The sequence below is a fragment of the Variovorax sp. Varisp85 genome, from assembly GCF_047304045.1.
Classification (GTDB): domain Bacteria; phylum Pseudomonadota; class Gammaproteobacteria; order Burkholderiales; family Burkholderiaceae_C; genus Variovorax.
This window is the reverse complement of record NZ_JBGLYN010000079.1, coordinates 1-24,683: the sequence shown is the minus strand read 5'-3', so window position 1 is coordinate 24,683 and position 24,683 is coordinate 1. Positions and strand designations below refer to the sequence as shown.

At 66.6% G+C, this 24,683-nt stretch carries 24 protein-coding genes and 1 pseudogene; 13 read left to right on the top strand and 12 right to left on the bottom strand.

Translation table 11 applies throughout. From position 1 onward, the window contains the following. Positions 1–9 precede the first annotated feature (9 nt). Positions 10–1,020, bottom strand: coding sequence for an ABC transporter substrate-binding protein (locus ACCC97_RS24725; RefSeq protein WP_042673464.1), 1,011 nt, complete (start codon positions 1,018–1,020; stop codon positions 10–12). Positions 1,021–1,175: 155 nt separating this feature from the next. On the opposite strand from ACCC97_RS24725, the gene zwf reads away from it, so the two are divergent. Next, a complete protein-coding gene (zwf, locus tag ACCC97_RS24720; protein ID WP_413315194.1) occupies positions 1,176–2,648 on the top strand; it encodes a glucose-6-phosphate dehydrogenase in 1,473 nt (490 codons plus the stop codon). A 22-nt stretch (positions 2,649–2,670) separates the two neighbouring features. Here zwf and ygiD read toward each other — a convergent pair whose 3' ends face one another. The 8 genes from ygiD to ACCC97_RS24680 form a co-directional block, all read right to left on the bottom strand. Next, entirely contained in the window at positions 2,671–3,591 is a 921-nt protein-coding gene (gene ygiD / locus ACCC97_RS24715; protein WP_413335586.1) for a 4,5-DOPA dioxygenase extradiol, read from the bottom strand. A 77-nt stretch (positions 3,592–3,668) separates the two neighbouring features. After that, positions 3,669–4,676 carry an ABC transporter ATP-binding protein gene (locus ACCC97_RS24710; protein ID WP_007833990.1) on the bottom strand — a complete coding sequence of 336 codons (1,008 nt, stop codon included), beginning with the start codon at positions 4,674–4,676 and terminating at the stop codon, positions 3,669–3,671. Further along, the gene (locus tag ACCC97_RS24705; protein ID WP_413335584.1) at positions 4,673–5,743 is read right to left on the bottom strand and encodes an ABC transporter ATP-binding protein; all 1,071 of its coding nucleotides are present in this window, start codon (positions 5,741–5,743) and stop codon (positions 4,673–4,675) included. The genes ACCC97_RS24710 and ACCC97_RS24705 overlap by 4 nt, the downstream gene beginning before the upstream one ends. Positions 5,744–5,762: 19 nt before the next feature. Then, positions 5,763–6,674 carry an ABC transporter permease gene (locus ACCC97_RS24700; protein ID WP_056509329.1) on the bottom strand — a complete coding sequence of 304 codons (912 nt, stop codon included), beginning with the start codon at positions 6,672–6,674 and terminating at the stop codon, positions 5,763–5,765. 71 nt (positions 6,675–6,745) lie between these two features. Further along, complete coding sequence (locus ACCC97_RS24695; RefSeq protein WP_007833984.1) at positions 6,746–8,332, bottom strand: ABC transporter substrate-binding protein; 1,587 nt, start codon at positions 8,330–8,332, stop codon at positions 6,746–6,748. 31 nt (positions 8,333–8,363) lie between these two features. Continuing rightward, positions 8,364–9,635: a M20 aminoacylase family protein gene (locus tag ACCC97_RS24690; protein WP_413315190.1), complete on the bottom strand. Its 1,272-nt coding sequence runs from the start codon at positions 9,633–9,635 to the stop codon at positions 8,364–8,366. Between the two features lie 4 nt (positions 9,636–9,639). Further along, a complete protein-coding gene (locus tag ACCC97_RS24685; RefSeq protein WP_007833981.1) occupies positions 9,640–10,620 on the bottom strand; it encodes an ABC transporter permease in 981 nt (326 codons plus the stop codon). Positions 10,621–10,814: 194 nt separating this feature from the next. Continuing rightward, positions 10,815–12,077, bottom strand: coding sequence for a porin (locus ACCC97_RS24680; RefSeq protein WP_413335583.1), 1,263 nt, complete (start codon positions 12,075–12,077; stop codon positions 10,815–10,817). A gap of 282 nt (positions 12,078–12,359) precedes the next feature. On the opposite strand from ACCC97_RS24680, the gene coq7 reads away from it, so the two are divergent. After that, a complete protein-coding gene (gene coq7, locus ACCC97_RS24675; RefSeq protein WP_413335582.1) occupies positions 12,360–12,989 on the top strand; it encodes a 2-polyprenyl-3-methyl-6-methoxy-1,4-benzoquinone monooxygenase in 630 nt (209 codons plus the stop codon). 9 nt (positions 12,990–12,998) lie between these two features. Here the strand turns inward: coq7 and ACCC97_RS24670 are convergent, their stop codons facing one another. Then, positions 12,999–13,448, bottom strand: coding sequence for an OsmC family protein (locus tag ACCC97_RS24670; RefSeq protein ID WP_007834112.1), 450 nt, complete (start codon positions 13,446–13,448; stop codon positions 12,999–13,001). 269 nt (positions 13,449–13,717) lie between these two features. Between ACCC97_RS24670 and ACCC97_RS24665 the strand changes: the two genes are divergently transcribed. Then, entirely contained in the window at positions 13,718–14,920 is a 1,203-nt protein-coding gene (locus ACCC97_RS24665) for a porin (protein ID WP_042673499.1), read from the top strand. Positions 14,921–15,013: 93 nt separating this feature from the next. Here the strand turns inward: ACCC97_RS24665 and ACCC97_RS24660 are convergent, their stop codons facing one another. After that, entirely contained in the window at positions 15,014–16,144 is a 1,131-nt protein-coding gene (locus ACCC97_RS24660) for a hypothetical protein (protein ID WP_042673494.1), read from the bottom strand. A gap of 49 nt (positions 16,145–16,193) precedes the next feature. Here ACCC97_RS24660 and ilvA point away from each other — a divergent pair, with 49 nt between their 5' ends. Further along, a complete protein-coding gene (ilvA, locus tag ACCC97_RS24655) occupies positions 16,194–17,810 on the top strand; it encodes a threonine ammonia-lyase, biosynthetic (RefSeq protein WP_007834123.1) in 1,617 nt (538 codons plus the stop codon). Positions 17,811–17,815: 5 nt separating this feature from the next. Here ilvA and ACCC97_RS24650 read toward each other — a convergent pair whose 3' ends face one another. Further along, on the bottom strand, positions 17,816–18,445 hold the full coding sequence (locus ACCC97_RS24650; RefSeq protein ID WP_413335580.1) for a hypothetical protein: 630 nt from the start codon (positions 18,443–18,445) through the stop codon (positions 17,816–17,818). 50 nt (positions 18,446–18,495) lie between these two features. Here ACCC97_RS24650 and gspG point away from each other — a divergent pair, with 50 nt between their 5' ends. From gspG to ACCC97_RS24605, 9 genes and pseudogenes are all read left to right on the top strand, one after another. Continuing rightward, positions 18,496–18,936 (top strand): type II secretion system major pseudopilin GspG, encoded by a 441-nt coding sequence (gene gspG, locus ACCC97_RS24645; RefSeq protein ID WP_042673496.1) that lies wholly within the window; start codon positions 18,496–18,498, stop codon positions 18,934–18,936. Continuing rightward, complete coding sequence (locus ACCC97_RS24640) at positions 18,911–19,423, top strand: prepilin-type N-terminal cleavage/methylation domain-containing protein (protein ID WP_413335579.1); 513 nt, start codon at positions 18,911–18,913, stop codon at positions 19,421–19,423. The genes gspG and ACCC97_RS24640 overlap by 26 nt, the downstream gene beginning before the upstream one ends. Further along, the gene (gene gspI, locus ACCC97_RS24635; RefSeq protein WP_413315184.1) at positions 19,420–19,803 is read left to right on the top strand and encodes a type II secretion system minor pseudopilin GspI; all 384 of its coding nucleotides are present in this window, start codon (positions 19,420–19,422) and stop codon (positions 19,801–19,803) included. Before ACCC97_RS24640 ends, gspI begins: the two co-directional genes overlap by 4 nt. Next, positions 19,803–20,492: a type II secretion system protein J gene (locus ACCC97_RS24630; protein ID WP_413335578.1), complete on the top strand. Its 690-nt coding sequence runs from the start codon at positions 19,803–19,805 to the stop codon at positions 20,490–20,492. The genes gspI and ACCC97_RS24630 overlap by 1 nt, the downstream gene beginning before the upstream one ends. Then, on the top strand, positions 20,489–21,478 hold the full coding sequence (gene gspK, locus ACCC97_RS24625; protein WP_007834142.1) for a type II secretion system minor pseudopilin GspK: 990 nt from the start codon (positions 20,489–20,491) through the stop codon (positions 21,476–21,478). Before ACCC97_RS24630 ends, gspK begins: the two co-directional genes overlap by 4 nt. A gap of 125 nt (positions 21,479–21,603) precedes the next feature. Then, positions 21,604–22,821: a type II secretion system protein GspL gene (gene gspL, locus ACCC97_RS24620; protein ID WP_413335576.1), complete on the top strand. Its 1,218-nt coding sequence runs from the start codon at positions 21,604–21,606 to the stop codon at positions 22,819–22,821. Then, positions 22,818–23,363: a type II secretion system protein GspM gene (gene gspM, locus ACCC97_RS24615; RefSeq protein ID WP_007834147.1), complete on the top strand. Its 546-nt coding sequence runs from the start codon at positions 22,818–22,820 to the stop codon at positions 23,361–23,363. The genes gspL and gspM overlap by 4 nt, the downstream gene beginning before the upstream one ends. 19 nt (positions 23,364–23,382) lie before the next feature. After that, on the top strand, positions 23,383–24,183 hold the full coding sequence (gspN, locus tag ACCC97_RS24610) for a type II secretion system protein N (RefSeq protein ID WP_413335575.1): 801 nt from the start codon (positions 23,383–23,385) through the stop codon (positions 24,181–24,183). Positions 24,184–24,188: 5 nt separating this feature from the next. Continuing rightward, positions 24,189–24,683 (top strand): annotated as a pseudogene (locus ACCC97_RS24605) (type II secretion system protein GspD); the annotation flags it as partial.

Below are 24,683 nucleotides of genomic sequence, written 5' to 3'. Positions count from 1 at the left end.
CGCAGCCACTCAGCGCGGCAGCGAATTGACGTCTTTTTCCCAGCGCGCGATCAGGCGCCGGCGCTCGGTGCTCGCGCCATATTTGGCGTAGTCGTAGTTGATGAACTTGATCTTCTTGAAGTCGGGGATGCGCGGGTCGAGCTTGGCGTTCACGTTGCTCGGCAGCTGGAATTGCTTGTTGGCGGCGCCGAGCTCCTGCGCGGCGGGCGTCAGCGCCCACTCGTAGAACTTCTTGGCCGCCTCGAGGTTGCGCGCGCCCTTGACGATGCTCATGGAGCCGATCTCGGCGCCGGTGCCGTCGCTCGGCGTGATGGTCTCGACCGGGAAGCCCTGCATCTTCTCGCCGGGGCCGTCATGCACGAAGCTGATGGAAATCGCGGTTTCGCCGCGCGCCACCGCCTTGATCGGGCCGGTGCCCGAGCGGGTGTACTGGCCGACATTCTTGTGCAGCGCCTTCAGGTAGTCGAAGGCCTTGTCCTCGCCCATCAGCTGCACCAGCGTGGCGATCATGGTGTAGGCCGTGCCGCTGGAGGCCGGGTTGGCCACCTGGATGTCTCCCTTGTACTCGGGCTTGAGCAGGTCGGCCCAGGTCTTGGGCACGGGCAGCTTCTTCTTGGCCAGCAGCTCGGGGTTGTAGCCGAAGCCCAGCGGACCCGAGTAGATGCCGACGGTCTTGTAGCCCGACTGCCTGGCCTGCTGCTGGGCCCAGGGGTGCAGCTGCGAGAGCGTGGGCGACTTGTATTCGAGCGTGAGCCCCTGCTCGGCCGCCTGCAGGTGCGGGTCGCCGGTGCCGCCGAACCAGACGTCGGTCTTGGGGTTGTCCTTTTCGGCGATCAGCTGGGCCAGCGCCTCGCCGGAGCCCTTGAGCGCCATGTTGATGCGCACACCGGTGGTGCGCGCGTAGACGGTGGAGATCACGCTGCACCACTCGGCCTGGACCGAACAGATCACGTTGACGGTCTGCGCCGACGCGGCGGCCGACAACCCGAGCAGCGCGGCTGCGGTAAAAAGCTTCTTCATTTGAATTTTCTCCGCCTCATGCATAAAAAAAGGCCTCGCGGCCACAGGTCAGCGTAGCTTTAGTACAGGTCGGGCGAATCGGTACAAGTACCATCGCATGTGGCCCTCTCGGCGGCCCACGACCTGCTCGGCATTCAGACAAAGGAAAGTTTTTCATGAGCTTCGATCTCGTTCTGTTCGGCGGCACTGGCGATCTGGCGTGGCGCAAGCTCATGCCCGCGTTGTTCCAGGCATTCCGGCACGGCAGCCTGCCGCAAGACGGGCGCATCGTCGGCGTGGCGCGGGACGACCTGTCGGACGACCAGTACCGGGAACTGATCCAGTCGCGCTTCAGCGCGGTCGAGGGCGCCAAGCGGCCCTCCCCCGAGGAGTTCGAGAAGTTCGCGTCGATGCTGCACTTCCTGCGCATGGACCTGTCCAAGCCCGACGACTATGTGCGGCTGGCCGACCTGCTCAAGCAGCGCGACGCGAAGACGATCGTGATGTACGTCGCCACGGCGCCCGCGCTCTTCACGCAGGTGGTCGAGCAGATCGCCGCGGCCGGCCTCAACGGGCCGAGGACGCGCATCGTGCTCGAAAAGCCGCTGGGCCATGACCTCGCCTCCAACCGCGCGATCAACGCCGCGGTCGGCAAGGTGCTCGAGGAGAAGCAGGTCTTTCGCATCGACCACTACCTCGGCAAGCCATCGGTGCAGAACCTGTTCGCCATGCGCTTTGGCAATGCGCTGTTCGAGCCCATCTGGCGCCGCGAGCACATCGCCAACATCCAGATCACCATGGCCGAGGACCTGGGCGTGGAAAAGCGCGGCGCCTTCTACGACCAGACCGGCGCGCTGCGCGACATGGTGCAGAACCACGCGCTGCAGTTGCTGTGCGCGATCGGCATGGAGCCGCCGATCAACTCGCACGCCGACGCCATCCGCGACGAAAAGCTCAAGGTGCTGCGCGCGCTCAAGCCCTGGACGCCCGAAACGCTGGGCCTGCACACGGTGCGCGGCCAGTACACGGCCGGCACGGCCTACGGCGAGCGCGTGCCGGGCTACCGCGACGAGCCCGGCGTGAACCCCGATAGCCGCACCGAAACCTTCGTGGCGCTGCGCACCGAAATCGCCAACTGGCGTTGGGCCGGCGTGCCCTTCTACATCCGCACCGGCAAGCGGCTGGCCTCGCGCGATGCGCGCATCGAGGTCAACTTCAGGCCCACGCCGCATGCGATCTACCGCGCGCCGACCGGCAACGTCAACAAGCTGGTGATCAACCTGCAGCCCAAGGACGGGCTGGAACTGCACATGCTCGCGCAGGCCCAGGACAACCGGCAGCGTGGCGGCAACGGCCACAGCAACGCCGCGCAACTGGCGCCGGTTCAGCTCGACCTCGACTTCGACAAGCGCTTCGGCGCCGAGCGCGTGGGCGCCTACGAGCGCCTGCTGCTCGACGTGATCGACGGCCGCCTCAACCTGTTCGTGCGCAGCGACGAGCAGGAAGAAGCCTGGCGCTGGGTCGAGCCGCTGATCGACAGCTGGGAATCGGACGGCGGCCCGCGCCCCTATGCGGCCGGCACCTGGGGCCCGAGTGCGTCGAGCGCGATGATTGCGCGCGACGGGTTCGCCTGGGGCGAGGAGCAGTAACGCTGCTGCCGCGCCGGCGCGCTCAGCCGAACTGCAGGCAACGCATGCTGAGCGTGCCCGACTGGAATCCCTCGTAGACCGTCTTCGCGCGTTCGCTGGTTCCTGCGGCACCGAGGGCGTAGAGGAAGGGGTAGTAGTGGTCCGGCGTCGCCACGGCGGTGGAGGCTCCTTCGAGCTTTGCGTAGTCGACCAGCGCACGGTCGTCCCGGCCTGCCAGCGCCGACTTCACCGCATCGTCGAACGATTGCGCCCATGGCCGGCTGGCGCTCGGCCCATCGGGCGTGCCGCGATCGGTGGCGCGCAGGTTGTGCACCACGTTGCCACTGCCCATCACCAGCACGCCCTTGTCACGCAAGACTGCGAGATCGCGCCCCACCGCATAGTGAAAGGCGGCCGGCTTGTCGTAGTCGATGCTGAGCTGGAACACCGGGACGTCCGCTTTCGGATAGAGATGCTTCAGCACCGACCACGTGCCATGGTCGAGGCCCCATTGCTCGGTGGCGATCACCGGTGTCTGCCTCACCGCGCCGACGGTCTCGCTGGCGAGTGAAGGATGGCCGGGTGCGGGGTATTCAACGTCGAACAGCGCCTGCGGGAAGCCGCCGAAATCATGGATCGTCTTCGGCCGCACCTGCATGCCGACACCGGTGGCGCCACGGCTCAGCCAGTGCGCCGACACGCTGAGGATGGCCGTCGGCCGTGGCAGCTCCCGACCCCAGGCCGCCAGCCGGCGCGTGAACGCGTTGTCGCTGATGGCGTTCATGGGCGTGCCGTGGCCGATGAAGACGACCGGCATGCGCCGCTGCGGAGCCGCATGGGCGCGCGACGCCAGGGATGCCAGCACGGCGGTCGCGCCGAGCGCGGTACCCATGACGAAACCTCGGCGGCCCAGTTCGGTTGCGCCTTGCCGTTCGATGTCCGAGAAATTTGCCTTGCCTGCCATGGTTCCCTCCGGGTCAGCCGCCCACTGTGCGGCAGCGCCCGATGCGGTGCAGTGCCTTAACGCACACTTTTCAGCGGCTAGATGCGGCCCTCTTCCACCGCGTGGCAGGCCACCTGGACACCCGCGATGCTCAGCAGCTTCGGCCGCTCCGAGGAACAACGCGCATTGGCATGCGGGCAGCGCGGATGAAAGGCGCAGCCCGTCGGCGGGTTCAGCGGGTTCGGCACCTCGCCCTGCACCGGCGTGCGCGAGCGCCCCGTGTGCTTCATCTGCGGGATGGCATCGAGCAGCATGCGCGTGTACGGATGCCGCGGCTCGGCAAAGAGCTTCTGCTTGTCGGCCACCTCGACCAGCCGGCCGAGGTACATCACGCCGACCTGGTCGGCCACGTGGCGCACCACGGCAAGGTTGTGCGAGATGAACAGGTAGGTCAGGCCCTGCTCGCGCTGCAGGTCCTTCATGATGTTGAGCACCTGCGCCTGCACGCTCACGTCGAGCGCTGAGGTGGGCTCATCGCACACCAGGAACTCGGGCTGCGTGGCGAGCGCGCGTGCGATCGAGATGCGCTGGCGCTGGCCGCCCGAGAACTGGTGCGGGTACTTGCTCATGTCCAGCGGCGAGAGGCCGACCGACTTGAGCAGCTCGCCCACGCGCTCGCGCAGCGCGACCTTTTCGCTCAGGATGCCGTGCTCGCGCAGCGGCTCGCCGATGATGTCCTCGACGATCCAGCGCGGGTTGAGGCTCGCGTAGGGATCCTGGAAGATCATCTGGATGCGGCGGCGCAGCTTGCGGCCCTCGGGCGTCTTGAACGCGGCATGCGCGTCCTGCCCGTCGAACTGCAGGCCACCGCGCGTGGGCGCATACAGGCCCACCAGCAGACGCGCCACGGTGCTCTTGCCGCAGCCCGATTCGCCCACCAGCGCGAGCGTCTTGCCGCGCTCGATGGAAAAGCTCACGCCGTCGACCGCATGCAGCAGCACGCGCGGCTTGCGTTCGAGCACGCGGTTGAGCCAGGGTGGAGAGACGTCGAAGGTGCGCGCGAGGTCGTGCGCGACCACGAGCGGTTCGTTCGCGGCGGCGCTCATCGCGTCACCTCCGCGATGGGCTCGGCCGCTTCAGGCGCGGCGCGTTCGCCGGCCGACAGCGCATCGTGGTGCCTCGCCGCGATCTCGGCCTGGCCGGCGTGCGGGTCGGTCGCGTCGTGCAGCCAGCAGGCCGCGCGCGTGGCGCCGGCATGCATGAGCTCGGGCCGCTCGACGAGGCAGCGCGCAAAGGTGCGCGGGCAGCGCGGGTTGTAAGCGCAGCCGGCGGGAATGGCATTGAGCCGCGGCATCGCGCCGTCGATCTGGTTGAGCCGCTCGCGGTCGCTCGCCATGTCGGGAATCGAGGCCATCAGGCCCGATGTGTAGGGATGCGCGGGCTGGTGGATCACCTCGTGCACCGGGCCGATCTCGGCGATGCGGCCCGCGTACATCACGGCCACGCGATCGCAGGTTTCGGCGATCACGCCCATGTCGTGCGTGATCAGCATCACCGCCGCGCCGCGGTCCTTGCACACCTGCTTGAGCAACTGGATGATCTGCGCCTGGATCGACACATCGAGCGCGGTGGTCGGCTCGTCGGCCACGATGAGCTTGGGCTCGGCCGCGAGTGCCAGCGCAATCACCACGCGCTGCCGCATGCCGCCCGAGAACTGGTGCGGGAAGTGGTCGATGCGCTGCTCGGCGGCGGGGATGCCTGTGTCCTGCAGCAGGCCGATGGCCCGCTTGCGCGCTTCGGATTCCGACACGGGCAGGTGCGCGCGAATGGTCTCGACCAGCTGCCGGCCCACGGTGTAGAGCGGGTTCAGCGAGGTCAGCGGATCCTGGAAGATCGCGCCGATCTTGCGGCCGCGAATCGGCCGCATCGCATCGAAGCCGAGGTTGTCGATGCGCTGGCCGTCCAGCACGATCTCGCCGCCGGCCACGCGGCCCGGCGGTTCGAGCAGGCCGATGATGGCCGCGCCCGTGAGCGACTTGCCGGCGCCCGATTCGCCCACCACGCCGAGGATTTCGCCAGGCGCGATGTCGAAGGAAATGCGGTCGAGCGCGCGCAGCGTGCCGCGGCGGCCCGGAAATTCGACGACGAGGTCTTTGACCTGGAGCAGCGTCATGGTGGCGTTCTCCTTGTGTTCAGCGCAGTCGCGGATTCAACGCGTCGCGCAGCCAGTCGCCGAGCAGGTTCACGCTGAGTGCGATCAGCACCAGCATCAGGCCCGGAAACACCGTGATCCACCATTCGCCCGAGAACAGGTACTGGTTGCCGATGCTGATGAGCGTGCCCAGCGAAGGCGAGGTCGGCGGCACGCCGACGCCGAGGAACGAGAGCGTGGCCTCGGTGATGATCGCCGTCGCGACCTGGATCGTGGCCAGCACCATCACCGGCCCCATCACGTTGGGCAGCACGTGGCGCAGCATGATGCGCAGCGGCGCCACGCCGGTGACGCGCGCGGCCTGCACGTACTCCTTGTTGCGCTCCACCAGCGTGGAGCCGCGCACCGTGCGCGCGTACTGCACCCAGCCGGTCAGCGAGATGGAGATGATCAGCACGCCGAAGGCCAGCGACTCGTGCGCGCCGGGAAAGAGCGCGCGGCCGACGCCGGCGATGAGCAGTGCCACCAGGATGGGCGGGAACGACAGCATCACGTCGCATACGCGCATCAGGAAGGAATCGAGCCAGCCGCCGAAGAAACCGGCCAGCAGGCCCAGCACCACGCCGACGGCGAGCGACAACGCGACCGACACCAGGCCGACGATCAGCGAGATGCGCGCGCCGTAGATCACGGCCGAGAGAATGTCGCGGCCCTGGTCGTCGGTGCCGAGCAGGTATTTGGAAGAGCCTTCGGCGCTCCATGCGGGCGGCAGGCGCGCATCGCCGAGTTCGAGCGTGGCGAGGTCGAAGGGGTTGTGTGGCGACACCCAGCCGGCGAACACCGCGCAGATGACGCAGGCCAGCGCGATCAGCGCCGCGACGATGGCCACGGGCGAGGTACGGAAGCTGTAGCCGACATCGCTGTCGAGCCAGCGGGCTAGTGTTTTTTTCATCGTGAGGCAAAAGGAATGGGCCCGCAAGAAGCGGGCCCATGGTCAGGCCACCGCGCGAGCGGCCCTCAGTCTTATGGCTTGATGCTCATCCACTTGAAGGGCATGTAGTTGTCGGCCATTTGCGTGAGCGACACCTTCTTGCTGACACCCCAGGCCAGCGTCTGCTGGTGCAGCGGCAGATGGCCGATGTCGGCGGTGTGGATGTCGAAGGCTTCCTTGATCATCGCGTCGCGCTTGGGCTTGTCAGTTTCCGACTGGATCTTCTTCGTCAACTCGTCGAGCTTCGGATTGCAGTACGCGCCCAGGTTGAACTGGCCGGCGCCGGTCTTGTCGTCCGGGCAGGCCATCAGCGCGGTCAGCGCGTTGTGCGAGTCGTAGGTGGTCGGGGTCCAGCCCAGCATGTAGAAGCTGGTGTCGCGGCGCAGCACCTTGGGGAAGTAAGTGCCCTTGGTCTCCGCCGCGAGGTTGATCTTGACGCCGATCTTCGCCAGGTTCGCCGCCACGCTCTGGCAGATCTGGCCGTCGTTCACGTAGCGGTCGTTCGGGCAGTTCATGGTCACTTCGAAGCCGCTCGGATAGCCGGCGTCGGCCAGCAGCTTCTTGGCGCCTTCGACATCGAGCGGCAGGCGTTTGTCCTGGGCTTCGGTCCAGCCGTTGATGCCGGGGCCGACCATCAGCCCGGTCGGGCGCGAAGCGCCGCGCATCACGGTGCGCTGGATGCCGACGATGTCGATGGCCTGGTAGAAGGCCTGGCGCACGCGCTTGTCCTTGAACGGGTTCTTGCCCTTCACGTTCGAGTAGAGCAGTTCGTCGCGCTTCTGGTCCATGCCAAGGAAGATCGTGCGCAGCTCGGGGCCGGCGATGACGCGCGCCGTCGGGCTGGCGTTGACTCGCGCGATATCCTGCACCGGCACGGGTTCCATCACGTCGACTTCGCCCGAGATCAGCGCGGCGACGCGGGTGGCCGGATTGGCGATCGGCGTGAAGATGATCTCTTGCGCGTTGCCTTCGATCTTGCCCCAGTAGGTCGGATTGCGCGTGAAGACCGTGCGCACGTTCGGCTGGCGCTCGCGCACGCGGTACGGGCCGGTGCCGTTGGCCTTGAAGGAGGCTGTGTTCTCGATGCCCTTGCGGCGGTCCACTGGCGTGACGGCCTTGTTTTCCTCGCACCATTTCTTGCTCATGATCATGAGCTGCGTGATCACGTCGGGGAGGATCGGGAACGGACCCTTGGTCTCGATCTCGATGGTGTGCGAGTCGACCTTGCGCACTTCCTTGATGTCGGTGGTGTTGGACTTCATGTCCGAGCCGTCGCCCGATGCGCGCGCGAAGCTGAAGAGAACGTCGTCGGCGGTGAACGGCGTGCCGTCGTGGAACTGCACGTTCTTGCGCAATTCGAAGCGCCACACGGTAGGCGAGGTTTGCTTCCAGCTCGTGGCAAGCAGCGGCGCGACGCTCAGATCCTTGTTGCGCCCGACCAGCGTTTCATACACGTTGGCGGTGGTGCTCAGCTGCAGCGATTCGTTGAGCGAGTGCGGGTCGAGCGACAGCGCGTCACCCTGGTTTGCAACACGGATGGTCTGCGCGCCGGCGACCATGCTGACGGCGCCCAGCGCGCACAGAACGGCGGCCGCGGCCACATTTTTCTTGAAACTCATGGGAACACTCCTCGGGTTGGAATCAAACACATCACGTCGCCGCGGTGGCGGCGGCTTTCTCTGGCCGCGCACCGCGGGTAGCGGAAAGCGGCATGCCCTGCTCGATCAGGCCCGCATGCAATGCGGCACCGAGCGGCAGGATCTCGTCGTTGAAGTCGTAGCGGCTGTTGTGCAGGAAGGCGCCTTCGCGCACGTCCTGCCCGATGCGCAGGTAAGCGCCCGCTTTTTTCTGCAGCATGAAGGAGAAATCTTCGGCGCCCATGCTGGGCTCCATGCTGCGCTCGACGTTCTTTGCGCCGACCAGCGACTCGGCCACGTCGGCCGCAAACATGGCCTCGGGCGCGGTATTGATGGTGGCCGGGTAGATGCGCTCGTACTTGATCGTGGCGGTTGCACCGAAGCCGCCGGCGATGGCCGTGCACAGTTCGGTCAGGCGCTGCTCGACCTGCGCCTGCACGCGTGCGCTGAAGGTGCGCACCGTGCCGACCAGCGCGGCCTCGCCGGGCACAACGCTCATCGCGCCGAGGTCACCGGCCTGCATCGCGCAAATGCTGACGACGGCCGCATCGATCGGGCGCACGTTGCGCGAAACGATGGTCTGGGCCGCGGTGATGATGTGCGCCGCGACGATCACGGGGTCGATGGTCTGGTAGGCATGCGCCCCGTGGCCGCCCTTGCCCTTGATCTCGATGGTCACGCGATCGGCCGCGGCCATCATCGCGCCGCGGTTGATGCCCACGGTGCCGGCCGGCATGGCGGGCCAGTTGTGCATCGCGTAGACGGCATTGACGGGGAAGCGGTCGAACAGGCCGTCCTCGATCATCACGCGTGCACCGGCGAAGCCTTCTTCGCCCGGCTGAAAAATGAGCACGGCGGTGCCGTCGAAATCGCGCGTCTCGGCCAGGTAGCGCGCGGCACCGACCAGCATGGCGGTGTGGCCGTCGTGGCCGCAGCCGTGCATCAGGCCGTCGCTGGCGGAGCGCCAGCCGAAGTCGTTGTCCTCGCGCATCGGCAGCGCGTCCATGTCGGCACGCAGGCCGATCATGCGGCCGCTGGCGGTCGAACGGCCGCGGATGACGCCGACCACCCCCGTCTTGCCGATGCCTTCGTGAATCTCGTCGACGCCGCAGGCGCGCAAGGCCTCGCGCACGCGGCCGGATGTGTAGACCTCTTCGAAGCCGAGTTCGGGGTGTGCGTGCAGGTCGCGGCGAAAGGCGGTGATCTCGGGGTAGAAGTTCGCGATGTGCGCGAACGCGCGTCCGGAAGCCTTGAGGCGGGGGGCCGTGGATGTGGTTGCCGTCATGATGTCAATGACCTCCCGCCTTGCCCACGCGCAGCCGCGGATCGACCACGAAATACAGCAGGTCGACCACGAGGTTGATCACCACGAAGATCAAGGCAATGAGACACAGGTAGGCCGCCATCACCGGGATGTCGGCGAAGGTCACGGCCTGGATGAACAGCAGGCCCATGCCGGGCCACTGGAACACCGACTCGGTGATGATGGCAAAGGCAATCAGGCCACCGAGCTGCAGGCCGGTGATGGTCATCACCGGCACCAGCGTGTTCTTGAGCGCATGGCCGAAGTGGATGGCGCGGTTCGACAGGCCTCGTGCGCGCGCGAACTTGATGTAGTCGGTGCGCAGCACCTCAAGCATCTCGGCGCGCACCAGCCGCATGATCAGCGTCAGCTGGAAGATCGCCAGCGTCACCGCCGGCAGCACGATGTGGTGCCAGCCGTCGGCGCTGAAGAGGCCGCTGGTCCACCAGCCGAACTTCACGGTCTCGCCGCGGCCGAAGCTCGGGAACCAGCCCAGCGTGACCGCGAAGACGAGGATCAGCAGGATGCCGATCAGGAAGGTCGGCAGCGAAACGCCGAGCAGCGACACGGTCATGAATACCTGGCTCATGAAGGTGCCGCGGCGCAGCGCGGTGTACACGCCCATCGGAATGCCGATGAACAGTGCCAGCACCGCCGCCACGAGTGCCAGTTCGAGCGTGGCGGGAAAGCGTTCGCCGATCAACCGCGATACCTTCGCGCCCTGGCGCAGGCTCAGGCCGAACTCGCCTTGTGCAGCGTTGACAAGAAAGTGCCAGAACTGCACGAAGAAGGGTTGGTCGAGCCCCAATGCGGAGCGCAGCTCGCGGATCTGTTCGGGCTTGGCGTCCTGCCCCAGCAGGAACACGACTGGGTCGCCAACATATTGAAAGAGGAGGAAGGCGATGAAGGCGACCGCGATCATCACGATCACGGCCTGGATCAAACGGCGCAATACAAAAGCGATCATTCAGCAAACAAAGTGAACGGGCATGCTAGCAGTGCAAGGTGCGTGCCCGCACGGTGATTCCCCGGGGGTGCACGCAGATGGTGCTCTTTGCCAACATGATTCGCGATGATCGAGCCCGAACGAAAAAAGCCACTCGACTTACATCGAGTGGCTTTTGAGCTTTTGATTCGAAGCTGGCTTACGCCAGCGTCAAATTAGAAAGCGTGACGGATACCGAAGTCGTAGCCGGTGGAGCTCTTCGGGGTGAAGACGCCAGCTGCGTTGTTGTAGAAGGCCGGGCCGCCAACCGTGTAGCCAGCGCCGTTCTTGTTGCTGACACGAGCGATCGTAGCGTACAGAGCCGTGCGCTTCGACAGGTTGTGCACGTAGCCCAGAGCGATCTTGTTGGCCTTGGGATCAGGCGTATTCAGAGCGAACGGGTTGTTCGGCAGGTTCTGGTCCAGCTTGACGTGCGACCACGAAGCGCGGATCAGGCCAGCGCCGACCGGCACGGTCACGCCGAGCAGGTAGCCGGTCAGATCGATGTCGGGACGGCCGCCAGCCAGCGGGGTCACTTCGTAGTCGATCTTGTTCTTGGCCTTCGACACTTCACCGAACAGCTTCACGGGACCGAAGTCATACGAAGCGCCCAGGTTCAGGGTGTTGACCTTGGTGGTCGTGCCGACGTAGTAGTCGTCGCCAACGGTGCTGCTGCCATAAGCCAGCGCAACGTCCAGAGGACCGTTTGCGTAGCCGAAGCGGCCACCGATGTAACGGCCTTGGCGCTGGCTGTTGAGCACGTTAGGCGTGAAGATGCCCGAGTCGTACTTGGTCTTCTCTGCCAGGGCGTATTGCACTTGGCCGTAGAAACCACCCAGGTTCGGCGGCAGGAAGTAGCCGATCGAGTTGCTGGCGCGAACGTAGTTGCTGCTGCCCACGTTGGTGAACGCACCGGTCGAAGCTGCGGGCGTACCGAAGCCACCGAAGGCGGTGTTGGCCGTCGAAACCAGGTTGGTGCCAACGCCGTTGGTGCCGAACGGATCGAACACGGTGTCGTTCCAGAACGTCGGGGTGTAGTCACGACCCAGGCGGACTTCACCGAAACCACCCGACAGGCTCACGGTCGAACGACGAGCGAACGTCGCGATACCTTGCTGGCCGTCGTCATTGGAGATCGGAGCTTCGAGCCAGAAGCTGGCTGCCAGGCCACCGCCCAGGTCTTCCGTGCCACGGAAGCCGATGCGGCTCGAGTTGTAACCCGAGTTAGCCAGTTCGCGACGGCTGGTCTTGACCGAACCTTGGTTCAGGTAGACGGGGATACCGAAAGCGTTGGGGAACACGGTCGCGCGGTTGTCGCGGGCGGTGTTCGAGTAGCCGCTGATCGACGCGTCGACCACACCAAACAGCGTGACGGACGACTGAGCCGAGGCAACACCGGCAACAGCCAGGGCAGCCAGAGCAACTAGAGATTTTTTCATTGCAAGTTTCTCCAAGGTTAAACATAGGGCTCCGGTGCGAAGGGCTCACCGTGACTGGCACTTTTGTGCTCCCACCGGACCCCGGGCCAACCTCCTTTTGGGAAGTTGATGCTATTGCACCAGAGCCGATGCGGCAGGGCAAAACAATTCGCCCGAAATCTTGGATGGCCCGCGCGTTTCGTTGCACGCCTGCAACAAAGGACTTAGGCCTTGGCACACACCACCATGTGAAATGTGACAAGGCTTCCGCATGGCATTTCGCATGTGCGTTCAAATAGGCGCATGAAACTCATGACCGACTCCGTCCTGGCCGCGGCAGACGCGGCGTTGCGCACCCTTTTCGCGCGCCCCCATGCCACGCGGGCGACGCCCACCCCCTCATTGGCGCCCAGCGAATTGAGTGAAGCGGAACGCCGGGAGGCCGGCGCGCTGATGCGGGTGAACCACGTCGGCGAAGTCTGTGCACAGGCGCTTTACACGGCCCAGGCGGCCGTGGCGCGCGACCCTGCGCTGCGCGCCCATTTCATCGAGGCGGCGCACGAGGAAACCGATCATCTGGCCTGGACCCGACAGCGTCTGGACGAACTGGGCGCACGCCCGTCGCTCCTGAATCCTCTCTGGTATGCGGGCGCCTTCGGGTTCGGCTTGGTTGCGGGCCGTCTCGGGGACCCGCTGAGCCTGGGGTTCGTTGCGGAAACCGAGCGTCAGGTAGAAGCCCACCTGGAAAGCCACCTTGGCCGCCTCCCGCCCGCAGACAGCGCCTCCAAGGCAGTGGTCGAGCAGATGAAGCTCGACGAAGCCCGCCACGCGTCACAGGCTGTCGACGCCGGCGCAGCGGAACTCCCCGCGCCAGCCAAGGCCCTGATGCGTGTGGCTTCCCGCGTGATGACCACGGTAGCGCACCGCATCTAGGCCATTCGCTCAAGTTTCGATCAGATCGAAACTGGTAGTGATCTCGGCAGTCTTCGCCAGCATGATGCTGGCAGAGCAGTAGGTTTCGTGGCTCAGTGCAATTGCGCGTTCCACGGCGGAGGCCGGAATTCCCTTGCCCGCCACAGTGAAGTGCATATGGATCTTCGTAAAGACCTTGGGATCCTTTTCCGCGCGCTCGCTGGTGAGCTTGACGCTGCAGCGCTCGACGCGATGGCGTCCGCGCTTCAGTATCAGCACGACGTCGTAGGCGGTGCATCCGCCGGTGCCGGCAAGAACGGTCTCCATCGGCCGCGCGGCGAGGTTCTGCCCGCCGTTCTCGGGTTTCGCGGCATCGGGGGCGCCGTCCATCATCAGGACGTGGCCGCTGCCTGTCTCGGCAACGAAGCCCATGGCCGATCGCGTGCCTGCGTCGCCGGTCCAACTCACTGTGCATTCCATGGTTTTCGGGGTTCCAAGTCTGAGATGCCGGGCAAAAATACACGCCGGCCTCCCTTTGTGTGTGGGAAAAGCATCACTCGCTTGTTGCAACGCAACAAACAATAGATATACTTTATTTCATTGCGCACTTGGTTGTGCGCACCCAGTTGTCTCCTCCACCCTTCCAATTGGTGGATTTAGCCCCGAGCTGCAAAGCTCGGGGCTTTTTTCTTTTCAGCCCCTGGCCGGCTCGGCGCCACTCTAGTTTTCGCGCCGAAAGGGTAGTTGCTCTGGCTGCCCTGGCTGTTGCCGGTGTTGCCTCGGCCCAATCGTCCGTCACGCTGTTTGGTGTGGTCGACGCGTCGATCAGCGGCTACTCGAACAGCTCACGCGACCTGAACAACGGCGTGACGTACAACGCCCTCGGCTTCCCAGTCGCTTACAACCCGTTCTACCTGAACCAGGGCAGCGTCAGGGTCAGCCGCCGCGAACTGGCCAACTCGGCCTACAACTCCAGCAAACTGGGCTTCCGTGGCACGGAAGACCTCGGCGGCGGCCTGGCGGCCAGCTTCTGGCTCGAAGCTCCGATCAAGAACGACGACGGCTCGGAAGGTGTTGCAACCTTCTCTCGCCGTTCGACCGTGAGCCTGTCGGGCGGTTTCGGTGAAGTCCGCCTCGGCCGCGACTACACCCCGACGTTCTGGAACAACAGCGTGTTCGACCCGTTCGGCGCCAGCGGCGTCGGCACCAACCTGATCCAAACGGCCACCGGCGCTTTTGGCAACCCGACCCGCACCGGCAATTCCATCGGCTACTTCCTGCCGTCGAACCTGGGTGGTTTCTATGGCCAATTGCAGTACGCCTTCCATGAGAAGGACAAGTACAGCCCTGGCTTGGCTACGCCTCATGCGGCTAACAATTCGCGCACCGGTCGCTATGTCGGTGGACGTTTCGGCTACGCAAACGGCCCCCTGGACGTTGCAGCCGCCTACGGCAGCAGCACCGTGGGCGACGACTACTACGCCGGCACGACCACCAAGGTCAACACCTTCAACCTCGGCGCTTCGTATGACTTCGGCCCCGTGAAGCTCTTCGGCGAATTGTCTCGAGCCAAGCGGAAGACCGATATCGACGGCGACTTCTTCGTCCGGCCGGCTGCGATGGCATCGGACAAGCTCAACGGCTGGCTGGTGGGTGTGACGGCCCCCGTGGGTGCCGGCCTGATTCGTGCATCGTATTCGGCCGTGAAGTACAAGACGGACGATAACAATCCGTACTTCGACACACCGGACAAGAAGGCCAACAAGCTGGCACTCGGCTACGTGCACAACCTGTCGAAGCGCACGGCCCTGTACGCAACGATCGCTCGTGTCAGCAACAAGAACGGTGCTGGCTACACGGTTGGCGGCCCGGTCTTCTACAACAACGCAGCCAACGTCTTCACCCCGAAGACCTCGACCGGCTACGACTTCGGCATTCGCCACGCCTTTTGACAGAGTCTGATCCCGATGCTGGCAGCAGCCAGTTCGAGTCAATTCAGTGTCAAGCCGCCCAGCTCATGCCGGGCGGTTTTTTTGCTTTTCTTCTCAACTCGCGCGGCCGCGTCTGCTTTGCAGCAGCCCCACATTCATTTCTCCGCTCAGAACCGAAGCGTAGAAACGTTCAACCATGTTGACGCTCGTTCGCGCATTGCGTGCCAAGGTCAGCATGTCGATTCCCTGGCCGTACAACAGCCGCAGCGTGATGGCGGTATGGCGCAGGCAGTAGAGCGTCCTCGACTGACCCAGCGGTCCTTTTTCAAGGCCGCTCTCCTCGAGCACCCAATGGAAAAGAAAGTTGAGCACGGCCAGCGCGTGCTCGCGGTTCTTCAACTGCGGCAGGAAGAGATAGTCGTCCGCCGCGCCGAAGCCATGTTCGCGGCGATGAGCGAGCAAGCATTCGTAGACCCGCACCGCCGGCCGCAGGCTCACGATCGGCTGGCTGTGCCGCTTGGTCTCCGGCAGGTTCATGCGCAAATAGACGTGCTTGCTCCGAACGATCTCGATGTGCTTGTGCTTCATGAGCTTGATGTCGCTCGGACGCACGAAGGTATTCACCATCCAGCGGATCAGCCAGGGCAGCTCGTCGGGCATGGCGAGCAGTTCGCGCGCAATCCAGAAGCGTTCGCCGGCCGCAAGCTGGTCGAGCACCGGATGCGCGTGCCCGCGCAAGCTGCGCGCGGTCCTGGTGATCGCCCGGTACTCCGCAACGCTGAAGCTGCCGCGCGGCTGGCTGCGCACCTTGACCTTCGGAAATGCGGGCACATCGCGAAGCACGCCGATGTGCACGCCATGCATCACCACTTTGCGCAAAAGCACGAGGTACTGCGCAATCGTCGTGCTGCTGAAGCCCCGTTCTCCGAGGCGATCGATCAAGCGTTGTGCGTCGGACGTTGCAAACGACTGCGCCGGCACATCACCCAGCAGCGGAACGATGTGCGCACGCAATCTGTTGCCCATCACCTGCCACGTGGGGCGGCCGATTTCGTTTCGCCGAACCCGCGCAGCCTCGGCCTGCATCAACCCTTTCGAAAGATCACTGACAGAAATTGATAACAGATTTTTTTCAATTGTGAACTGATTGGCGGCTGCCGGAGCCGGTGGACAGGTGCGTCCAAAAAAACCTGAATCATTTGCGGCTGGAGCGTTGCTGAAGAGGTTTATGACATTTGTGTCCATGTCATGCCCGCATGCAATCCCGATGCCTCTTATCATCGACAGTTAGCAAATGAAAACTCCCTTGGAAAAAACCGTGCGCAATGCACCTGTTAATCCGGCGCTGACGCCCGCCGACTATCTCAGAAAAATTCTCAACGCCCGGGTCTACGACGTTGCCGTCGAGTCCGCACTTGAGAAAGCGCGCGCGCTCAGCGAACGGCTGGGCAACACCGTGCTGCTCAAGCGCGAAGACCAGCAGCCGGTCTTCAGCTTCAAGCTGCGCGGCGCCTATAACAAGATGGCGCACCTGAGTGCTGCGCAATTGGCGAGCGGCGTTATTTGCGCATCGGCCGGCAATCACGCGCAAGGCGTTGCATTGGGTGCACGCAAGCTCGGCACGCGCGCGGTGATCGTGATGCCGGTGACCACGCCCAAATTGAAGATCGATGCGGTGCGCGGCTTCGGCGGCGAAATCGTGCTGCACGGCGACAGCTATTCGGATGCCTATCTGCACGCGCTCGAATTGCAGGCACAGCAAAACCTGACCTTCGTTCATCCCTTCGATGACCCCGACGTCATTGCCGGCCAGGGCACCATCGCAATGGAAATCCTGCGACAGCACCAGGGCCCGCTCGATGCCGTGTTCGTCGCGATCGGCGGAGGCGGCCTGATCTCCGGCGTGGCCAACTACATCAAGGCCGTGCGTCCCGAGATCAAGGTGATCGGCGTGCAGATGAACGACTCCGACGCGATGATGCAATCGGTCGCCGCGCACCAGCGCGTGAACCTGCCCGACGTCGGCCTGTTCTCGGACGGCACGGCCGTCAAGCTGGTCGGCGAGGAAACCTTCCGCATCGCCAGCGAACTGGTCGACGAATACATCGCGGTCGACACCGATGCCGTGTGCGCCGCCATCAAGGACGTCTTCGTGGACACGCGCAGCATCGTCGAACCGGCGGGTGCATTGGCGGTCGCGGCCATCAAAGAGTACGTTGCGCAGCACGGCCGCCACGGCGAGACCTACGCGGCCATCCTGTGCGGCGCCAACATGAACTTCGACCGGCTGCGTTTCGTCGCGGAGCGCGCCGAGGTCGGCGAAGAACGCGAGGCGCTGTTCGCCGTCACCATTCCCGAGGAGCGCGGCAGCTTCCGCCGCTTCTGCGAACTGGTCGGCGAGATGCCCGCGAGCGATGCCGAAGCTGCGTTGGGCGGCGCTGGCGCACCGCGCAACGTGACCGAGTTCAACTACCGCATCAGCGACGCGGCCAAGGCGCACGTGTTCGTCGGCCTCACGACCTCGGCGCGCGGAGAGTCGGCCGTCATCGCACGGACCTTCAACGAGCACGGCTTCGACGCGCTCGACCTCACGCACGACGAACTCGCGAAGGAACATCTACGGCACCTCGTGGGCGGACGCACCGGCCTTGCGCACGACGAGCGCCTGCTGCGCTTCGTGTTTCCCGAGCGTCCCGGTGCGCTGCTCAAGTTCCTGAGCCTGATGCGGCCGAACTGGAACATCAGCCTGTTCCACTACCGCAACCAGGGCGCCGACTATGGCCGCATCCTCGTGGGCCTGCAGGTGCCGTCCGGCGAAGCCACCGAGTTCGACGCCTTCCTCGAAACGCTAGGCTATCCCTACGTCGAGGAAACGGCCAACCCCGCGTACCGCCTGTTCCTGCAGGCCTGAAAAAGCTACTGCGCGGGCGCCTGCTGCGGCGGCGCCATCGCTGCAGGCTGCTGCAGCGGGCCAACCGGCTGCTGTGGCTGCTGCTGCAATTGCGGTGGGGCCACCACGGCCGGCATCGTCGCGGGCAGAGGCCCGGCCGGCAGAGCCATCGGCACCGCCGGCAACCCCGGGCTGGAAACGCTGATCGGCGCACGCACCGGCAGTTGCAGCGTGAATGCCGCCGCCCCGTCGGCCCGTGCGCCGATGGTCGCCGAGCGCAGGCCCACCGACTGCAGCACATAGTTGTCGCCGACCGCCGAGCCGACACGGAACGGCCGCGGCGGCTTGCCGTCGATGGAGATCAGCGCGGCGCCCTGCTGCGAAGGGTCTGCCACCACGCCCGACAGGGCGAAACGGCTGGCCGCCTCGGGCGCCACCGCTGCCGTACGGGACGCGGGCAGCACGCCCAGCAGCCGTGCCACCGAATCCGAATCGGCCGCCACCGAAGGCCGCGGCATCGTCGCCGCCGCTGCCACGGCCTGCGCCGGCGAAGCCAGGCGCAGCGCCCAGAACACGGCAGCGCCGGCCGCCAACGCCCAAAGCCCGGTCGTAGCAAGTGGGGCATGCCAGCGGGCGGCGGAGTAAGGACTTGTCATGGGCGCGGATTATCATGCAGCGCGCCTTCCGAATCATGTCCGCCCAACCTATGAACAAACTCCTTCGAGCCGCCACCCGCACCGCCCAACGCGGCTTCACGCTGATCGAATTGATGGTGGTGCTGGTCATCATCGGCGTGCTGGCGGCGCTGATCGTGCCGAACGTGATCGAGCGCGCCGACGACGCGCGCGTGACGGCCGCCCGGACCGACATCAACAACCTGATGCAGGCGCTCAAGCTCTACCGCCTGGACAACCAGCGCTACCCCACCGCCGAGCAGGGACTGCAGGCGCTGCTCACGCGTCCGACCACGGGCCCCGCTGCCCCCAACTGGAAGCCTTACGTGGAGAAGCTGCCCAACGACCCCTGGGGCCATCCGTACCAGTACATGAACCCGGGCATCAAGGGCGAGATCGACGTGCTCTCTTTCGGCGCCGACGGCCAGAGCGGCGGCGAGGGCAAGAATGCCGACATCGGCAGCTGGCAATAGCGGCACTGGCGCGCCGCGCCGCAACCGGTTCCCACGCCGCCACACCCGCCCGGCCTGCGGCTTCACGCTGCTGGAGCTGATCGTGGTGATCGCCATCATCGCGATGGCCACTGCCGCCGTGAGCTTCGCGATTCGCGACACCAGCGCCGCCAAGCTCGACAGCGAGGCCGACCGGCTCGCCGCCCTGCTCGAATCGGCCCGTGCCCAATCGCGCGCCAGCGGCATCGTGGTGAGGTGGCGGCCAGTCGAAGGCAGCTTCGTGTTCGACGGCCTTCCGCCGGGTGCGCTGCCCAGCGGATGGGCCGCCGAGGGCATCACCGCACAGGCCGAGCTTTCCAACGGCACGCCGGTTCCGGCGCTGCAACTCGGGCCCGATCCGATCATTGCGGCGCAGCAGGTCATGCTCCATTCCGCCGGACCGCCCGCACGCGCGCTGCGCATCGCGACCGACGGGGTTCGCCCCTTCACCGTCTCGGCGGTGCAATGAGCTCGCGGCACCCTGCTTCGTCCCCGCGCGCAGGCGGCTTCACGCTGATCGAAGTGCTGATCGCGCTCGGCATCGTCGCGCTGGCACTGGCCGCGGGTTCGCAGGCCACCATGTCGCTCACGCGCAATGCGCAGCGCCAGTCCAACCTCGTGCTGGCCGACCTGTGCGCCGAGAACGAACTCGCCAAGGCTCGCCTCTCGCGGCAGATGCCGGCGATCGGCGACTCCGGGTCGATCTGCCTGCAGGCCGGCGTCACGTTCAACGTGACGACCTCGACCGTCGCCACGCTGAACCCGAATTTCCGCCGTGTCGACGTGCAGGTGCGCGACGAAGCCGACGCGCCGATCCTGCGCATCTCCACCGTGGTGGGCCGCTACTGATGCAACGCGCCAAAGCCACCGCACCGCGCGGCTTCACGCTGATCGAGCTGCTCGTTGCCATCGCCGTGATGGCGCTGCTCTCGCTCGTGAGCTGGCGCGGGCTCGACAGCATGTCGCGCGCCACCCTGCAGAACCAGCAGCGCGCCGACGCCGTCCTCACGCTGCAGGCCACGCTCGCGCAGTGGGGCGCCGACCTCGATGCCGTGACCCCGCTCGCGCAGACCCGTCCGATCGACTGGGACGGCCGCGCGCTGCGGCTCACGCGCCGCGGCAGCGACGATGCGGCGCCATCGGTGCAGGTGGTGGCCTGGACGCTGAAGTCCGGCCCCGACGGCGTGCGCTGGCGGCGCTGGCAGTCGCAGCCCTTCACCACGCGCGGCGATTGGCAGCAGGCCTGGAACCTCGCGGCCGCCTGGGCGCAGGACGGCGGCTCGGGTTCGGGCGGCTACAACGACGTGCCGCTGGTGCCGGCCAGCAGCTGGCAGCTCTACTACTTCCGCGACAACGTCTGGGCGCCTGCCGGCCAGTTGCCCACCGCCGCGCCCAACCCCAGCAACCCCGCGGGCCCCGTCGTCGCCATGCCGGACGGTGTGCGCCTCGTCATCACGCTGCCGCCCGGCGACGGCCTCGCGGGCACGCTCACGCGCGACTGGGTCAGGCCGACCGTGGGGGCGCCGAAATCGTCATGACGGCAGCGAACAAGAAAAAGCACCAGGCCGGCGCCGCCCTGCTCGCCGCGATGCTGACCGTGATGCTGGTGGCCACCTTCGCCGCCGCGGCACTGTGGCAGCAATGGCGCTCTGCCGAAGTCGAAGGCGCCGAGCGCGCACGCGTGCAGGCCGCCTGGGTGCTGGTCGGCGCGCTCGACTGGTCGCGCCTGATCCTCGGCGAAGACGGCCGCACCGGCGGCCCCGACCACCTGGCGGAGCCCTGGGCCGTACCGCTCGAGGAAGCACGGCTCACGAGCTTCCTGTCCGCCGACAAGAACGTGTCGAGCGACAGCCTCGAAGGGTTGCCCGACGCCTTTCTCTCGGGCCGCATCGTCGACGCGCAGTCCAAGCTCAACGTGCTCTCGCTGGTCGACAACGGCAAGCCGGTGCCCGCGAGCGTTGCCACCTTCACCCGGTTGTTCAACCTGCTGGGCCTGCCGGCGTCGGAGTTGAGCCAGATGACCACAGGCCTCGCGGCGGCCCTTGCCATGGGCACCGCGACCGACGGCAGCAGCGGCGATTCCGGCGCCGCGCCGCTGATGCCGCAACAGGTCTCGCAACTGGTGTGGGTCGGCCTGTCGTCCTCGACCGCCGCCGCGCTCGAACCGTACGTGACGATCCTGCCGGTGAAGACCACGCTCAACCTCAACACCGCGAGCGCCGAGGCCATCAGCGCCAGCATGGAGTCGCTCAACATCGCCAGCGCGCGCCAGCTGGTGGAGCGCCGCGCGCGCGCCTTCTTCAAGGACATCGCCGCCGCCAACGCCGCGCTGCCCAGCGGCAGCGCGCCCTTCAACGCGGCGCAGCACGGCGTGGGCACGCAGTATTTCGAGGTCTACGGCAAGCTGCGGCTCGACCGCACCTACGTCGAGGAGCGCTCGCTTCTACAGCGCAGCGGTGTCACGGTGACGACGATCTGGCGCACCCGCGGCGCCGGCGCAACGAACACCCCGGTCAAACCCTGATTTCAATGCACTACTTGTAGACAAAAAGCCTTCCGACACGCGTCACACCTGCGCGACACGCTATCGAAACAAGAGCACCAACCTGTCGGCCCCCACCTACAATCACCGGCTTTTCCAAGACCCACATGACCCCCCTGCTGCTCATTGCCTCCCTCCCTCCGGCCGATGCCGCGGGCGAGTACGACTGGGCCCAGGCAGGCGACGACGGCATTGCGTTGCGCAGCCAGGGCCGCGCGTTGCTGGCCCTGCTGCCCTCGGGCGCGGAGGTCATGCTCGGCATTCCTTCCGCCGCGCTCTCGTGGCACCGCGTCACGCTGCCCAAGGGCAGCATGGGCAGCGCATCGAAGCTGCGCGCGGTGCTCGACGGCCTGCTCGAAGAACACCTGCTCGACGAACCCGAGGTCCTGCACTTCGCGCTCGAACCCGACGCCAAGGCCGGCGCGCCCGTGTGGGTTGCGGCCTGCAACCGCATCTGGCTGCGCAGCGTCGTGCAAGGGCTCGAAGCAGCCGGCCGGCGCGTGGTGCGCATCGTTCCCGAATTCGCGCCGCAGCCGGCCGACGGCCCGCCGCTGCTGCTGGTCACGGGCGAGCCCGAGGCGCCGCAGCTCACGGTGTGCGATGCCGACGGCGTGGTCTCGCTGCCGCTGGCCGGCGCGGGGCTGGCGCTGTCTGGCGGCCTGCCGCTGGACACCGCCGTCATCACCACCGAGCCCGCCGTGGCCGAAGCAGCCGAGCAGTTGCTCGAACGCCGCGTGCCCATCGTTCAATCGCCACAGCGCTGGCTGCAGGCCGCGCGCACGCCCTGGGAGCTCGCACAGTTCGACCTCGCCGCGACCGGCCGCGCGCGCGCCGGCAAGAAATTCGCGTCGGTCCTGCAAACACTGCGCTATGCGCCCGAGTGGCGCGCCGCGCGCTGGGGCGTTGTCGTGTTGCTGCTCACCCAATTGATCGGCCTCAACGCCTGGGCCTGGAAGGAGCGCAATGCGCTCGAATCGAAACGCCAGGCCGCCAAGACCATGCTGACCCAGACCTTCCCCTCGGTGAAGATCGTGGTCGACGCGCCGCTTCAGATGCAGCGCGAAGTCGCCGCGCTGCAGCAGGCCGTGGGCGACGTGGCGGGCAGCGACTTCGAACCCATGGTCGGCGCGCTCGCCGCCGCCCTCCCGCCCGGCAAGGTGCCGAGCGCCGTCGACTTCAGCGCCGGCCAATTGCGCCTGCGCGGCCTCGGGCTGCAGCCCTCGGAGGTGTCGCAGATCACCCATGCCATGGCGCCGCGCGGCTACAACGTGCGCACCGAAGGCGACCTGCTGCTCGTGCAGGCACAGGCCGAGGCCGCCCGATGAATTTCAGCGAACAGCTCAAGGCCCGCTGGGCCACCCTCGAAGCGCGCGAGCGCCGCATGGTCGCCGCCGCCGCCGCGCTCGTGGCGCTGGCATTGCTGTGGTGGATCGTGCTCGCGCCCGCGCTGCGCACACTGGCCGCGGCACCGGCCGAACACGCGCAGCTCGACGCGCAGCTGCAGCAGATGGCCACCCTGCAGGACCGCGCGAAGGCGCTGCAGTCGCAGCCGCGCCTGAACCGCGATGACGCGCTGCGCGCGCTCGAGGCCTCGGTGCGCGACAGCCTCGGCGCCGGCAACGCGCAGCTCATGACGGCCGGCGGCGACGGCGCCGCCACCGTCTCGCTGCGCGCGGCGCCCGCGGCCAGCGTCGCCCAATGGCTCGGCCAGGCCCGCGGCAACGCGCATGCAGTGCCGCGCGAAGTCCACCTGACGCGCGCCCCCGCCGCCGCGCCACCGCCGCCATCCGGTGGCAAGGATGCGCCGACGACGCCGCAGGTCCGCTGGGACGGCACCATCGTCATGGCGCTGCCCGCGGCACGATGAGCAGCAACAGCAAGCCCGCATGCTGACCCGCCCCCCGATCTCCGAACCCAGGCCGCGCCGCGGCTGGCGCTGGGCCCTGCTCGGCCTCGCGATGGGCGCGCTGCTGGCGGTGGCGCTGTTCGCGCCGGCGCGCTGGCTGTCGGCGGCATTGTCGAACTGGAGCCATGGCCGCCTCGTGCTGGCCAACCCGCGCGGCACCGTCTGGAACGGCACGGCCGCGGTGGTGCTCGCCAGCGGCGCCGGCGGCACCCAGGCGGTGTCGCTGCCCGGCCTGCTGCACTGGCGCATGCGCCCGGGCTGGAGCGGCATTTCCGCCAGCCTCGACCTGCCCTGCTGCGCCGAGCAGCCGCTCGAACTCAAGGCCAGCCCGCGCGCCGGGGGCATGCAGCTGGCATGGCAGGACAGCCGCTCGCGCTGGCCCGCCACCCTGCTCACCGGCCTGGGTGCGCCCTGGAACACGCTCAAGCTCGAAGGTGCGCTCGATCTCTCCACCAAGGCCTTCTCGATGCAGTGGGACGGGCCGGCGCTGCGCATCGCCGGGCAGGCCACGCTCGACGCGACCGACGTCTCCTCCAGCCTGTCGACCCTGCGGCCGATGGGCAGCTACCGGCTCACGCTCGAAGGCGGCTCCCGTCCCACGCTGCTGCTGAGCACGCGCGAGGGCAGCCTCGAACTGAACGGCAGCGGCAGCTGGAGCGGCACGTCCTTCCGCTTCAACGGCGAAGCCAGTGCCGCACCCGGCCGCGAAGACGCGCTTTCCAATTTGTTGAACATCATCGGACGGCGCGTCAACGCACGTTCGATCATCACCCTGGGTTGACCCTCATGATGAAGCCACTGTTTTCGACCGGCACCGTCGCACTCGCCGTGCGCGTGCTGATCGCCGCCACGTTCCTGCAAGGCGCGCCCGCCGCGTTCGCGCAGACCGGCGACGCGCCGCGCCGCGGCGAGCCGATCACGCTGAACTTCGCCAATGCCGACATCGAGGCCGTGGCCCGCACCATGGCGGTGGTCACGGGCCGCGACGTGGTGGTCGACCCGCGCGTCAAGGGCACGATGAACCTGGTCACCGACCGCGCGATCCAGCCGGCCGCCGCCTTCAACCAGTTCGCCTCGGCACTGCGCCTGCAGGGCTTCGCGGTGGTCGAGGCCGACGGCCTCTACAAGGTGGTGCCCGAGGCCGACGCCAAGCTGCAGAGCAGCACCGTCAACACCTCCATCAGCGCCACCGCGTCGAGCGGCAGCAACCAGATCGTCACGCAGATCTTCCGCCTCAACTACGAGTCGCCGAACAACCTGCTGCCGGTGCTGCGCCCGCTG

Bases quoted from the DNA above. Each gene is read 5' to 3' on its own strand.
- ACCC97_RS24670 (WP_007834112.1), bottom strand. From the start codon at position 13,448: ATGGAATGCACAGTGAGTTGGACCGGCGACGCAGGCACGCGATCGGCC.
- gspN (WP_413335575.1), top strand. From the start codon at position 23,383: ATGCTGACCCGCCCCCCGATCTCCGAACCCAGGCCGCGCCGCGGCTGG.
- gspG (WP_042673496.1), top strand. From the start codon at position 18,496: ATGAACAAACTCCTTCGAGCCGCCACCCGCACCGCCCAACGCGGCTTC.
- gspI (WP_413315184.1), top strand. From the start codon at position 19,420: ATGAGCTCGCGGCACCCTGCTTCGTCCCCGCGCGCAGGCGGCTTCACG.
- ilvA (WP_007834123.1), top strand. From the start codon at position 16,194: ATGAAAACTCCCTTGGAAAAAACCGTGCGCAATGCACCTGTTAATCCG.
- ACCC97_RS24685 (WP_007833981.1), bottom strand. From the start codon at position 10,620: ATGATCGCTTTTGTATTGCGCCGTTTGATCCAGGCCGTGATCGTGATG.
- gspL (WP_413335576.1), top strand. From the start codon at position 21,604: ATGACCCCCCTGCTGCTCATTGCCTCCCTCCCTCCGGCCGATGCCGCG.
- ygiD (WP_413335586.1), bottom strand. From the start codon at position 3,591: ATGGCAGGCAAGGCAAATTTCTCGGACATCGAACGGCAAGGCGCAACC.
- ACCC97_RS24650 (WP_413335580.1), bottom strand. From the start codon at position 18,445: ATGACAAGTCCTTACTCCGCCGCCCGCTGGCATGCCCCACTTGCTACG.
- coq7 (WP_413335582.1), top strand. From the start codon at position 12,360: ATGAAACTCATGACCGACTCCGTCCTGGCCGCGGCAGACGCGGCGTTG.
- ACCC97_RS24700 (WP_056509329.1), bottom strand. From the start codon at position 6,674: ATGAAAAAAACACTAGCCCGCTGGCTCGACAGCGATGTCGGCTACAGC.
- gspM (WP_007834147.1), top strand. From the start codon at position 22,818: ATGAATTTCAGCGAACAGCTCAAGGCCCGCTGGGCCACCCTCGAAGCG.
- zwf (WP_413315194.1), top strand. From the start codon at position 1,176: ATGAGCTTCGATCTCGTTCTGTTCGGCGGCACTGGCGATCTGGCGTGG.
- ACCC97_RS24630 (WP_413335578.1), top strand. From the start codon at position 19,803: ATGCAACGCGCCAAAGCCACCGCACCGCGCGGCTTCACGCTGATCGAG.
- gspK (WP_007834142.1), top strand. From the start codon at position 20,489: ATGACGGCAGCGAACAAGAAAAAGCACCAGGCCGGCGCCGCCCTGCTC.
- ACCC97_RS24695 (WP_007833984.1), bottom strand. From the start codon at position 8,332: ATGAGTTTCAAGAAAAATGTGGCCGCGGCCGCCGTTCTGTGCGCGCTG.
- ACCC97_RS24640 (WP_413335579.1), top strand. From the start codon at position 18,911: ATGCCGACATCGGCAGCTGGCAATAGCGGCACTGGCGCGCCGCGCCGC.
- ACCC97_RS24710 (WP_007833990.1), bottom strand. From the start codon at position 4,676: ATGAGCGCCGCCGCGAACGAACCGCTCGTGGTCGCGCACGACCTCGCG.
- ACCC97_RS24705 (WP_413335584.1), bottom strand. From the start codon at position 5,743: ATGACGCTGCTCCAGGTCAAAGACCTCGTCGTCGAATTTCCGGGCCGC.
- ACCC97_RS24690 (WP_413315190.1), bottom strand. From the start codon at position 9,635: ATGACGGCAACCACATCCACGGCCCCCCGCCTCAAGGCTTCCGGACGC.
- ACCC97_RS24725 (WP_042673464.1), bottom strand. From the start codon at position 1,020: ATGAAGAAGCTTTTTACCGCAGCCGCGCTGCTCGGGTTGTCGGCCGCC.
- ACCC97_RS24680 (WP_413335583.1), bottom strand. From the start codon at position 12,077: ATGAAAAAATCTCTAGTTGCTCTGGCTGCCCTGGCTGTTGCCGGTGTT.
- ACCC97_RS24660 (WP_042673494.1), bottom strand. From the start codon at position 16,144: ATGGACACAAATGTCATAAACCTCTTCAGCAACGCTCCAGCCGCAAAT.